The following is a 10,606-nucleotide window of genomic DNA, read 5'->3' as shown; positions in this document are numbered from 1 at the left end:
GACGTGGGCAAGCAGCACGAGATCCTCGCGCTGGCGCGTCGAGGCCGGGCGGTTCTTCCAGGCGAAATAGCCGCTCGGACTGACGTCGAGGACCTTGCACAGGCGCGCGACCGGGAAGTCCTTCTTCGCCGCGTCGATGAGGCGGAACCTCATCGACTTCCCTCCTTGGCGAAAAAAGCTGTGGCCCGCTTCAGGATCTCCCGTTCCTGACGCAGCACCTCGTTCTCGCGCCGCAGGCGCTTGAGCTCGGCGGCCATGTCCTCCTGCCGATCGGCCGGCGGGTGATCCATCTCCCGCTCACGCCGGCCCTCGATCCAGGTGCGCAGCGTCGAGAGCCCGACGCCGAGATCGGGGGCTACCTCGCGGCGGGACCGCCCGCTCGTCTGCGCCCATCGCACCGCCTCAGCGCGAAACTCAGGGGTAAAGGTCTGCTTCCGGTCTGCCATCGGAAACCCCCTCCTTCAGGAAAAGAGCTCTCCACTTTCTCAAGGCAAGTCCGACGTGACGATCATCGCTTTTCCGGAGGAGCGCGCGATGCTCGTCGAGAAGGATGGCATGGGTGTCGGGAAGATGCTGGCGGCAACGGATGCCGTGCTCCTCGTGATCAAACCTGCCTCCAGCCGGCGGAACCTTGACTCAGCCGACCTGCGACTGCTGCAACGGCGCGCACAGGGAATGACCGTTCAGAGATGTCGTGGGGGCGACAGGGTGGCCGGGATGGGCGCAAAATCGACTATCGGCCTTCAAGTGACAGCGTGACGAAAGCGCATCGCTGCATTCCGCCCTCATGACCTCGGGGCAGTCGAGACTTGGGCGCATCGGGTGATGACGCGTCTGAACTGCTAGGGTGTCCTGCTTTGAGCAGACCCAAGGACGTTGACCCAAAGCACGATGGTCGAGCTGCGCGGGTCCGGATTACTGAAGCGATGCGGCCGCCTGCTCTCGAAGCGGAAGCTGTCGCCTTCCGTCAGCCGGAGCGTTCGCGCCTCGACGACTAAGGTCAGGCGTCCCTCAAGGACAAGTCCGGCCTCTTCGCCTTCATGACTGAACAACTCGTCGCCCGCGCTGGCACCGGGTTTCAGGACCATATGGAATAGGCTCATGCCCTGTGTTCCGCCGGGCGGCGTCAGCAACTGCTTGGTGATGCCGGCACGCCAGAGCTGCAGCTCAGGTCGATCCTTCTGGAACACGACGATCGGATCTGGATCGGGCTGGTCGAGGGCGGGCTCGAATAGCCCACCGAGCCCAATCTGAAGCGTGTCCGCGAGGAGCGCCAGCACGCGGAGCGACGGCGAGGATAGGCCGCGCTCGACCTGGCTTATGAAGCCGATCGACAGGCCCGTGCTGGAGGCCATCGTTTCCAGCGAGAGGCCCCGTGCGCGCCGCAGGCTGCGCAGGCGCTGCCCGACTGCCCTGTCCACCGGTTCCAGGCCCATCGCGTCGCCTCGCGAAATGCTCACCGCCACACCAGCCTGCCTCCATCCCAGCTTTCATGCACGTGAAATCTGCTTGCGTCGACAAGCAAATCATGCGGTATTCTTCACTAACGTGAAAGCGACCGCGACGATCGCCTCGCGGTCCGACCACCTGACGGGAGCGGCATCATGAGAAGACGGTTGGCCAGCCTGTGTCTGTCGTCGGCGCTGCTCTTCGGGCTGCTGGGGCATGCGAGTCGTGCCCAGCCACTGAAGGTCGGCGCGACGCCGACCGGATTGCCGTTCACGTTCCTCGACACCAAGACCAACACCATCCAGGGCGTGATGGTCGACCTCGTCAACGCGGTCGGCAAGGAGGCGGGCTTCACGGTAGCGGTCGAGCCGCTGCAGTTCTCGACCCTGATCCCGGCGCTAACCGCCTCGAAGATCGACATCATCTCAGCGGCAATGTTCATCACGCCTCAGCGCAAGGAGGTCGTGGCCTTCTCGGCGCCGGTCTACAGCTACGGCGAAGGCCTGATCGTTCCAAAGAGCGACACCAAGGATTACACCTCCTTCGCCGACTTGAAGGGCGAGATCGTGGGTGCCCAGATCGGCACCGCCTTCGTAGAGCCGCTGAAGAAGTCGGGTCTCTTCAGCGAGGTGAAGATCTACGACACGATCCCCGACATCATCCGGGACGTGAATTCCGGGCGGCTGAAGGCCGGCTTCGCCGACGCGCCGATCCTCGCCTATTACGTCAAGCAGGGCGCGTTCCCCGGCGTGCGCTTGGTCGAGACCTTCAAGCCGACGGTCGTCGCCTCGGTGGGCCTCAGCGTGCGCAAGACCGACACTGCGCTTCTCGACAAGATCGACGCGGCGCTGGCCAAACTCAAGGCTGACGGGACGCTGCAGGCGATCCTGACCAAGTGGGGCCTGCCGCCGTCGGCTGATCGGTCCTGAGCGTCGTGCGCGACTTCCTCGCGGACGCGCAGGACTATCTGCCGATCCTGCTGCAGGGCGTTCAGCTGACAGTCCTGATCACCCTCGCCTCGCTGGTGGTCTCGACCCTGCTGGGCTTGGTCTGGGCGGTGCTGCGGGTCTCCGGCAACGCTGTGCTGGCAGGTTTCAGCGCGGTGATGATCAACATCCTGCGCGGCATTCCGATCATCGTGCAGCTATTCTACATCTACTTCGTGCTGCCGGATTTCGGCCTATCGCTCACGGCCATCCAGGCCGCGATCATAGGGCTCGGCATCGCCTACTCGGCCTACCAGGCCGAGAATTTCCGTGCCGGCATCGAGGCGGTGGATCGCGGGCAAGTCGAGGCCGCGCTCTCGATCGGCATGGGCTGGGGCATGACCATGCGACGGGTGATTCTTCCGCAGGCGATCCGGATCGCGCTGCCGCCCTACGGCAACATCATGATCATGATGCTCAAGGACTCGTCCCAAGCCTCGACCATCACGGTGGCGGAACTCGCCCTCCAGGGCAAGCTCATCGCGTCTTCCACCTTTAAGAACACCAGCGTCTACACGATGGTGGCGCTCATGTACCTGGCGCTCAGCTTGCCGCTGATCCTGTTGGTCCGCCATTTCGAGGCCAAGGGCCGGCACAGATGATCGTCCTGGAGAATGTCCGCAAGCATTACGGCGCGCTGGAAGTGATCAAGGGCGTCTCCGCCGAAGTCGCCAAGGGCGAAGTGGTCTGCATCATCGGGCCGTCGGGCTCCGGAAAGTCGACCCTTCTCCGCTGCATCAACGGGCTCGAAGCCTATGACGGCGGCGAGATTCGCGTCGGCGGCCAGCGGGTCGATCGGGATGCGCGGAGCATCAAGGGGATCCGCACCCGCGTCTCCATGGTGTTCCAGCGCTTCAACCTGTTCGCCAACCGCACCGCACTGGAGAACGTCATCGAGGGGCCGATCCACGTGAAGGGCGAACCTCGCCGGGAGGCCGAGGAGCGGGCCGGCGGACTGCTCGCGCGGGTGGGTCTCTCGGGCAAGGAGCACGCCCGGCCGGACCAGCTCTCCGGCGGTCAGCAGCAGCGTGTTGCCATCGCGAGGGCGCTCGCCATGCGGCCTGACGCCATCCTGTTCGACGAGCCGACCTCTGCGCTCGATCCCGAACTCGTGGGCGACGTGCTGCAGGTGATGCGGGGACTCGCCGACGAGGGCATGACAATGATCGTCGTGACCCACGAAATCGGCTTCGCCCGGGAGGTTGCCGACCGCGTGCTGTTCTTGGACGGGGGCCTCCTCGTCGAGCAGGGTCCCGCCGCCGAGGTCCTGAACCGCCCGCAGAATCCACGCACGCAGGACTTCCTGCAGCGCGTGCTGCATCCGCTTTAGGAGAGGCCGTGGCTGAACCCTTCCCGCTCGCCCCGTCGCTCTGGGCTACCACCGCGGCCCCCGCGCCGGAGACGCCGCCTTTGGCCCAATCCGGGCGGGCCGACGTGGTGATCGTCGGCGGCGGCTTCTGCGGCCTGTCCACCGCGCTGCATCTCGCCGAGCGGGGCATCCGGCCGGTCGTGTTGGAAGCGCGCGAGGTCGGCTTCGGCGGCTCCGGGCGCAACGGCGGGCAGGTCATCCCGGGGCTGAAATACGATCCCGCCGACCTCGTCGCCCGGTTCGGACGTGAGCGCGGCGAACGGCTCGCACGCTTCGCCGGGAGCACCGCCGATACGGTCTTCGATCTCATTGCCCGGCACGAGATGGATGTGCCGCATCGGCGCGCGGGCTGGATCCAGGGCGCTCACACCGAGGCCGGATTGGACGAGGTCGCGCGGCGGGCGGATCAGTGGGCGGATCTCGGCGCCCCGGCCCGCGTCCTCGACAAGGCCGAGACCGACCGGCTGCTCGGCACGGAACGGTACCTCGGCGGCTGGCTCGATGGCCGCGGCGGTGCAGTCCAGCCGCTGAGCTACGCCCGGGGTCTCGCCCGGGCCGCCCTCAAGGCCGGTGCCGCGATCCACGGCGGATCGCCCGTGACCGCCCTCGATCGGACAGGATCGGGCTGGACCGTCACCACGGCGCAGGGAGCCCGCCTCGCCACCGAGCGCGTCGTCCTCTGTACCAACGGCTACACCGGCGAGCTGTGGCCCGGCCTCGCCCAGACGGTGATCGCGGCCAACTCCTTCCAGGTCGCGACAGTGCCGCTTTCCGACAACCTGCGGCGCTCGATCCTGCCCGAGGGACAGGTCTCCTCGGATACGCGCAAGTTGCTGCTCTACTTCCGTCTCGACCATACTGGCCGATTGCTGATGGGCGGCCGCGGCCCGTTCCGGGAGCCGCGCAGCCCACAGGACTGGGCTCATCTCGAACGGATTGTCGGCAAGCTCTTTCCGCAGCTTGACGGCATCGCCTTCGACCACCGCTGGTGCGGTCGCGTGGCTATCACCCGGGATTACCTGCCCCATCTTCACGAGCCGGCGCCCGGTCTGCTCATCGACATCGGCTGTCAAGGCCGGGGCGTGGGCCTTCAGTCTGCGATGGGCCGGGCTATCGCTACGTATATCGCGTCCGGCGATGCCGACAGCTTACCCCTCCAAACCACGCCGATCGCGACGCTGCCGCTTCACGCCCTGCACCGCCTCTACGTCTCTGCAATCATCGCCTGGTACCGTCTGAGCGACGGCGGCATTCGCTGATGAATCGAGTCATCTAACGGGCAAGTTATCGGCTTAGAGACCTCCACATCTGCTTTCGGAATGCCGCCGAAGTGGCCTGAATGGCAACAATGGGCGCAAAGCCGAACCGCTGCTTTTGCGCTCAATAGCGGTCCAGCATGGCGTGATGCGGCCGAAAGCGGGACGACCGCTTTGGAGCATGTGTGCCGACAAAGCGGACGAGGTTTGCCGAGTTCTCTCGACGCGGGCGGTATGCAAATGCGAACGTTCTGCACCGCGGCAGAACGAGCTTCCAGACCGACTGTTTTGTGTTGCGTTGCCGGCCGGGAAACAACTTCGAACTGGCCGCAACTTCCTCCTCTGCGCACAAATCTGCCGCCGTGAGCCAGGATGCCGGCCCGCTCCACCCTTAACTGGCGCTCGGCGATGAGCCAGAACTCCAGTTCGTACCCGTTAGACCGGTGGTTGCGGTCCCACGGAGGTTTGTTCGCCAATGTGAGTAGTGGACAGATTCACGATTCGGCTGTCGAGGAGGCGGGGCTCGCAGTGCCCCGCCTCGATCAGCGCGGTGGATGGCTCAGCGGCCAGAAGCCGGGAAGCGTGCGCCCCAGACGTTGATCGTGGGCTCGGGCATCGAGGTGACCGGTGCTGCCACGATCTCTTGCCCGGCGATCGGGAGGACGCGGGACGAAGTGGCCCGAGCCGCCGACAAGACCGTGTAGCTAGACGGAGCGGACGGCGCGGGGATTGAAGCGGCGAAGCCGGGCGCCTCGAACTCGTGCCCCCAGGCGGTGAAAGTGCGGCCCTCGCCGGCGAAGGCGGAGGTGGTGAAGGCGCCGAGGCTGAGTGCGGCAACCAGGGCAGCAATACGAGCGGTCATATCAAATCTCCACGTGCTTCGTAAGGGCTTCATCAGATTTAGCGGCGCCGCATCTCAGTCAGATCGCGGTTCACGCGATCGCGATAGACATCGATCACCACCTTAATGCGGAAAGCTTGATTGAGATTTACTGTTCGTCTGGTCTCAAAGTGCATCTCTGCATCTGTGATGACCGTACACACCGCGGCGACCGAAATCCTGAAAGGCGGCCGAATGGTTCTGAGATGCGCCTGAAAGATTCCGACGCGCGTGGCCTGCGGGATCGGTGAGATGCCTGAAGGGCGCGGCCCGACATACGAACGGCCTCCCGCAGAGCGCCGGCGCCAGCATCAGGTCGATGCCGGCGGCCAGGACGCTCTGCGGAAGGCTCCTGTGAGTGGCCGAGAGGGGGCGCTCTGACAGCGCTGGCTCGGCGCTTATGCCTGAGCGGAGCTGCCGAGCTCCAGGACGCGCTCGCGAAGCACGCGGCGCAAGACTTTGCCGACTGGCGTCTTTGGGAGCGCGTCGAGAAAGATCACGCGGCGCGGCACCTTGTATGCTGTCAACGAGGTCCGGGCGTGCGCGATCACAGCGGCTTCCGTGAGTTCGGGATTGCCCCGCACCACGCAGGCGACGATCGCCTCGCCCGAGCGCGCGTCCGGCACTGCGACCGCTGCCGCTTCCCGGATGCCCGGGTGGCGCAGGAGTACATCGTCGACTTCGCGCGGGTAGACATTGAACCCGCTGACGATCGCCATGTCTTTCTTCCGGTCCACGAGCGTGAGATACCCATCGGCGCTCATCGACGCGATATCGCCCGTCGCCAGGAAGCCGCAGCTGTCGAGAACGCGCGCGGTCTCCTCCGGTTGATTGTAGTAGCCGCGCATGACCTGAGGGCCGCGGATGTGGATCTCACCGGGCTCCTCCGGCATTGCGAGCGATCCATCGTCGCGGCGGATCTCGATCTCAGTCGAGCAGACCGGAAAGCCGATTCCGCCGCGCGGCACGTGTTGTCCGAACGGGTTCATGGCAGCAACACCAGCCACTTCGGTCAGCCCGTAGCCATCAATGATCGAGAGCCCGGTCGCCGCCCGCCAGGCCTCGGCAATGGCAGGCGGCAGGGGCGCCCCGCCGGAACAGCAGACAGCCGTCGCGCTGAAATCGACCTTCCGGATGCCAGGGTGCTGCGACAATGCCTGATACAGGCTCGGCACGCCCGCGATGCTCCGCAAACGGTGCCGTTGCATCTCCGCGACGAGACCATCCAGATCACGCGGGTTGGCGATCAGCACGCCGCAGCCGCCCAGGATGAACCGATGGATGACTTGGCAGATGAGTGCCAGGGCATGATAGAGCGGCAGGGCAACGAGATACGTCTCTCCGCGCTCGGTCCCGATGGCTGCGAACCACGTTCCCAGGATCAGGGCATTCGCCAGCACGTTCCCGTGGGTCAGGATCGCGCCCTTGGCGAGCCCTGTTGTGCCGCCCGTGTATTGAAGCAAGGCAGGATCGTCGCGTCCGACCTCGACCCGCGGCACCCTGACGACGGCCCGCGCCGAGACAGTGCGGCGCCACTGCTGCGCGCCATCGATATGCCAGGGCGGGATGAGGTTCTGGACGCGGCGCACGACGAAGTTCGTCAGCATGCCCTTCGCGCGCCCGAGCCCATCGCCGAGGCGTGTGACGATTACGTTCGGTACTTCGACGTGACGCAGAGCCTCCTGCAGCGTTGCACAGAAGTTTTCGAGCACGATGATCGTCTTCGCACCGCTGTCACGCAGCTGATGCACCAGCTCGGGCGCGGTGTAGAGCGGATTTACGTTGACGACGACGAGCCCAGCCCTGACCACGCCGAAAAAAGCGATCGGGTATTGCAGCAAATTCGGCAGCATGATCGCGACGCGATCGCCCGTGCGCAACCTGAGGACCTCGCGGAGGTGATGGGCGAGCCGCGCTGAGGCTTTGTCCAGGCCACCGTAGGTGAGTTCGCGACCCATGCTGCTGAAGGCGGGGCGATCTCGGAAGCGAGCGACCGTGGCGTGGAACATCTGGACGAGCGAAGTGAACTGCGCGACGTCCGCCTGTTCGGGAACGCCGGGATCGTAATGCGCGAGCCAAGCCTTGCTCATGGCAGTCTCCTCGAAGACGCGATGGCGCGTCAGCTTCGCTGACTAGCGGCGGCGTCCGCCGCACGTCCTGAAAGGACCCCGATGCCTTTCCGATCTTCCCTGAAAACCGAACTCCTCGGACGGTCAGCCGAGCGGGATGTACCGACGTGGACTAAGCGATCCGATACGGTGTCGGCTCGCCATCGTGCCGTGGGCCAGGACCATCGGCATGAAAGCAGAGAAGCCGACGGGCTTGCCGATGTCGACGTAGACAGCCTCCATGCCCCCTCGCATGTGGTAGGTCTCGTGCCAGAAGCCGGTCCCGCGCGAGTCCCTCAGGAAGTCCCGCCACCAGATCCGGTGTGGATCCGACTTCGACCAAGCCTCCAGGCTCGGCATGTCACGCCAGTACCAGCGCATGCCGATATGGGTCGGCCTCAGGCTGAAGATGATCCGGTTCTCGTTCGGCGTACCGCTGTCGTCTGCATCGGCCCCTCCACACCAGCGCGCTCCGGACGTTCGATCGTTCAGAGCCGGTCCGATCTCCGGCGAACCGGCTGACGCTTCGGGCGACGTCCCGATCGGTCGTGTCGAGGCGCGATCCCAAAGCCGGCGCGGGCATCAGCCGGGGAGCCCAGCCACGCGCAGGTGGTGGCTGAACCGCTCCGCCATGCCTTGGTCATGCCGGTAAGCGTTCGCCACCCTCGGAAGCGCGAGGCTGAACTTTGCGCTTCGCTGCAAGAGATCCGAGATCCACGTTGAAGCTTCATCCTTGCGTTCCAGAGCGACGCACGAGGCGGCTGCCATGACGTAAGCCATCAGGTAGCTCGGGCTCCTGAAGCTGGCCTCGGTCGCGTTCCGGACCGCCTCATCGAAGCGGTCCAGGGCATAGAGGGGGCTTGCGGCCACGCCCTGGAAGAATCCGGGAGCCAGAGGGCTTAGACCGATCGCGCGATCGATGCTGGCGAGAGCGGCGGCGTAGCGGCCCATCGCGGTTTGAGCCAAGCTGAGAACGGCCAGAGCCAGGGCATCGCCAGGACTAAGAGCAACGCCGCGCTCGGCAGCAATTAAGGCCTCGTCACATCGGCCGGTCACCAGCAGAGCATAGCTCAGGGCGCGGTGGCCGATCGGTAGGGACGAGTCGAGTTCCAGCCCGTGGCGGATGGCCTGCACGGCGTCTGCCAGCCGCTCCGGGCCAGCTTCGCCGGAGATCGCCATGCCGGCATCCGTCGCGATACAGAAGCCACGCGCGATGTGCCCCGGCGCATAGGTGGGATCCAGAGCAACGGCCCGCTCGACCTCCGCCAGCGCCGCCCTGACGCCACCTTGGCTGAACTGCAGCATGTGCGCGAGTGCTTGGAGCGTGAGCTCGTAAACATCGAGGCTTGCCGGTGGGCGACGCAGGCTCGCAGCCTGCTCGTGGCTCTGAAGGCCCGAAAACAATGTACCGGCAATCCGCGCCACCAACTCGTCTTGCACCTCGTAGACCTCGCCCGCCGCAAAGGCGTAGCGTTCTGCCCAAACGTGGCTATTCGAGGAGCCCTCCACGAGCTGCGCGTTGACGATCATGCGCTCGCCGGCGCGCCGGATGCTGCCCTCAAGCACGTAGCGCACGTCGAGGAGGCGCGCGACATCCGCCGCAGTTCCGCCGCTCGCCTTGGCTGCGAAAGAGCTTTGGCGAGCGATGACGGTGATGTTCCGGTTGCGGGCAAGCTCCGTGATGATGTCTTCGGCAAAGCCTGCCCCCAGAGCCCCATAGGTGCCCGGGCCGTCCGTGAATTCGTCGAAGGGCAGGACGGCGATGCTCGGCCAGAAGCTCGTCGAAGGCCTGACGTCAGCGCGCACGGTGTCTGCGGGCTTGGGCTCGTCGGGCAGGACCAGCATGTAGCCGCGCCGTGGGATGGTTCGGATGAGATCCCGTGCATCCGAGCCCATAACCTTGCGGATCTCTGAAATGCATTTGGTGAGGGAGTCGTCCGTGACGATGACGCCGGGCCAGCAATCCCTGAGGAGCTCATCCTTGCTGACGAGATCGCCCGCACTGGCAGCAAGGCGCCGCAGCACGTCGAAGGAGCGGGGACGCAGCTCCCGCCGCTGCCCGTCCTGTCCGACGACCTGCTCGCGCCGGAGATCGATTGCGACATCGGAGAGCGTGATGCTGTCGATCATCGAAGACAGATTTGTGTCCACCGTTTACCGCAGATAGCAATCACCATATGTCGGGAAACTCAAGGCGCGCGGCCGAATTCCGAGTGTGAGGAGGCCGACGCACGCGGGCCTTCCGCCACCAATGATCCCGCCGCTCGACAACAGCCCTACGCAATTCATTCAACGCGCGGCTCTGAGCAGTGAAGATTCGTCGGCTCTTCCTAGCAGCACCAGCAGTTCGGCTTACGCGGCTAAGCTCACGCCCTCCTCGGGGCCGATCGAGAGACTAACTGTTCAGTCCCGAGGTGAGATGGGTTGGGTCGTATCTGAACCGGCCTGGGTCGTCTGCCCAGGCTCGGCAGGTCGCTTCGTATGGCGTGAGGCCGCGTAGGGTCTTGAGCCGCCGGGCGAAGTTGTAGGCGTTGTAGGCATCCAGGAAAGCGGCGAGG

Annotated in this window: 10 protein-coding genes and 2 pseudogenes; 5 read left to right on the top strand and 7 right to left on the bottom strand. The window is 65.3% G+C overall.

Annotated elements, in window-relative coordinates; translation table 11 throughout:
• Nucleotides 1-446 (bottom strand): annotated as a pseudogene (locus ACXJL8_RS22100) (transposase); the annotation flags it as partial.
• Between the two features lie 55 nt (nucleotides 447-501).
• On the opposite strand from ACXJL8_RS22100, the gene ACXJL8_RS22095 reads away from it, so the two are divergent.
• Nucleotides 502-759 (top strand): hypothetical protein, encoded by a 258-nt coding sequence (locus ACXJL8_RS22095; RefSeq protein ID WP_456685581.1) that lies wholly within the window; start codon nucleotides 502-504, stop codon nucleotides 757-759.
• An 83-nt stretch (nucleotides 760-842) separates the two neighbouring features.
• On the opposite strand, the gene ACXJL8_RS22090 is transcribed toward ACXJL8_RS22095, so the two are convergent.
• On the bottom strand, nucleotides 843-1,466 hold the full coding sequence (locus ACXJL8_RS22090) for a cupin domain-containing protein (protein WP_456685580.1): 624 nt from the start codon (nucleotides 1,464-1,466) through the stop codon (nucleotides 843-845).
• 138 nt (nucleotides 1,467-1,604) lie between these two features.
• Between ACXJL8_RS22090 and ACXJL8_RS22085 the strand changes: the two genes are divergently transcribed.
• From ACXJL8_RS22085 to ACXJL8_RS22070, 4 genes are read left to right on the top strand one after another with little or no spacing between them, the layout of a single operon-like run.
• Complete coding sequence (locus ACXJL8_RS22085) at nucleotides 1,605-2,378, top strand: ABC transporter substrate-binding protein (protein ID WP_456685579.1); 774 nt, start codon at nucleotides 1,605-1,607, stop codon at nucleotides 2,376-2,378.
• A 5-nt stretch (nucleotides 2,379-2,383) separates the two neighbouring features.
• Nucleotides 2,384-3,037, top strand: coding sequence for an amino acid ABC transporter permease (locus ACXJL8_RS22080; RefSeq protein ID WP_456685578.1), 654 nt, complete (start codon nucleotides 2,384-2,386; stop codon nucleotides 3,035-3,037).
• Nucleotides 3,034-3,765, top strand: a complete 732-nt coding sequence (locus tag ACXJL8_RS22075; protein WP_456685577.1) for an amino acid ABC transporter ATP-binding protein — start codon at nucleotides 3,034-3,036, stop codon at nucleotides 3,763-3,765. The genes ACXJL8_RS22080 and ACXJL8_RS22075 overlap by 4 nt, the downstream gene beginning before the upstream one ends.
• Nucleotides 3,766-3,773: 8 nt before the next feature.
• Entirely contained in the window at nucleotides 3,774-5,063 is a 1,290-nt protein-coding gene (locus ACXJL8_RS22070; protein WP_456685576.1) for an NAD(P)/FAD-dependent oxidoreductase, read from the top strand.
• Between the two features lie 556 nt (nucleotides 5,064-5,619).
• Here ACXJL8_RS22070 and ACXJL8_RS22065 read toward each other — a convergent pair.
• From ACXJL8_RS22065 to ACXJL8_RS22045, 5 genes and pseudogenes are all read right to left on the bottom strand, one after another.
• Complete coding sequence (locus tag ACXJL8_RS22065) at nucleotides 5,620-5,922, bottom strand: hypothetical protein (RefSeq protein ID WP_456685575.1); 303 nt, start codon at nucleotides 5,920-5,922, stop codon at nucleotides 5,620-5,622.
• A gap of 416 nt (nucleotides 5,923-6,338) precedes the next feature.
• Complete coding sequence (locus tag ACXJL8_RS22060) at nucleotides 6,339-8,030, bottom strand: AMP-binding protein (RefSeq protein ID WP_456685574.1); 1,692 nt, start codon at nucleotides 8,028-8,030, stop codon at nucleotides 6,339-6,341.
• A 123-nt stretch (nucleotides 8,031-8,153) separates the two neighbouring features.
• Entirely contained in the window at nucleotides 8,154-8,450 is a 297-nt protein-coding gene (locus ACXJL8_RS22055; protein WP_456685582.1) for a monooxygenase family protein, read from the bottom strand.
• Nucleotides 8,451-8,630: 180 nt separating this feature from the next.
• Nucleotides 8,631-10,178, bottom strand: a complete 1,548-nt coding sequence (locus ACXJL8_RS22050) for a winged helix-turn-helix domain-containing protein (protein ID WP_456685573.1) — start codon at nucleotides 10,176-10,178, stop codon at nucleotides 8,631-8,633.
• A 265-nt stretch (nucleotides 10,179-10,443) separates the two neighbouring features.
• A pseudogene (locus tag ACXJL8_RS22045) lies at nucleotides 10,444-10,606 on the bottom strand (IS481 family transposase); the annotation flags it as partial.

This window comes from Bradyrhizobium sp. P5_C11_2 (assembly GCF_054049755.1).
The sequence above is the reverse complement of the archived record's forward strand: the minus strand, read 5'-3'. Positions and strand labels throughout refer to the sequence as shown.

Coding starts and splice junctions, on each gene's coding strand:
- ACXJL8_RS22065 (WP_456685575.1), bottom strand. CDS start 5,922: ATGACCGCTCGTATTGCTGCCCTGGTTGCCGCACTCAGCCTCGGCGCC.
- ACXJL8_RS22075 (WP_456685577.1), top strand. CDS start 3,034: ATGATCGTCCTGGAGAATGTCCGCAAGCATTACGGCGCGCTGGAAGTG.
- ACXJL8_RS22050 (WP_456685573.1), bottom strand. CDS start 10,178: ATGATCGACAGCATCACGCTCTCCGATGTCGCAATCGATCTCCGGCGC.
- ACXJL8_RS22085 (WP_456685579.1), top strand. CDS start 1,605: ATGAGAAGACGGTTGGCCAGCCTGTGTCTGTCGTCGGCGCTGCTCTTC.
- ACXJL8_RS22060 (WP_456685574.1), bottom strand. CDS start 8,030: ATGAGCAAGGCTTGGCTCGCGCATTACGATCCCGGCGTTCCCGAACAG.